Source organism: Marinobacter sp. (genome assembly GCF_041984545.1).
Taxonomy (GTDB): Bacteria; Pseudomonadota; Gammaproteobacteria; order Pseudomonadales; family Oleiphilaceae; genus Marinobacter.
Genome location: NZ_JBHIXV010000076.1, coordinates 547 through 851, shown reverse-complemented (window position 1 = coordinate 851; position 305 = coordinate 547). Strand labels below are relative to the sequence as shown.

General features: G+C 58.4%; 1 protein-coding gene. It reads right to left on the bottom strand.

All coding sequences use genetic code 11. The features are described 5' to 3' along the window. Positions 1-157: HU family DNA-binding protein (locus ACFC20_RS17565; RefSeq protein ID WP_375194110.1), on the bottom strand; the 157-nt coding region annotated here is incomplete at its 3' end. Positions 158-305: the final 148 nt, after the last annotated feature.

Here is a 305-nt window from a genome sequence, read left to right as displayed (position 1 = left end):
AACTCGAAATTTTCACATTTTCGCCGCGCTCCAGCGCAGTCGACATATGTTCCAGGATCGATTCGACCAGTGCCGCCGCTTCCGCGCGGGACAAGCCAATGTGACGATTGACGCTCTCCGCCAGATCAGCGCGGGTCAGTGTGCCAGTGCCGGTCATCGCAAATCCCCAATGTGCCCCCCTGCATCATCTGCCAGGGCAAATGAATGCGACACAAATGTGATGCATGTTGGGTGATTCGGCAAGCAGGTCAGATACGTAGGGGCGATCGTTTCGCCGCCGTATCAGACCCGCAGGACGCAGGCGC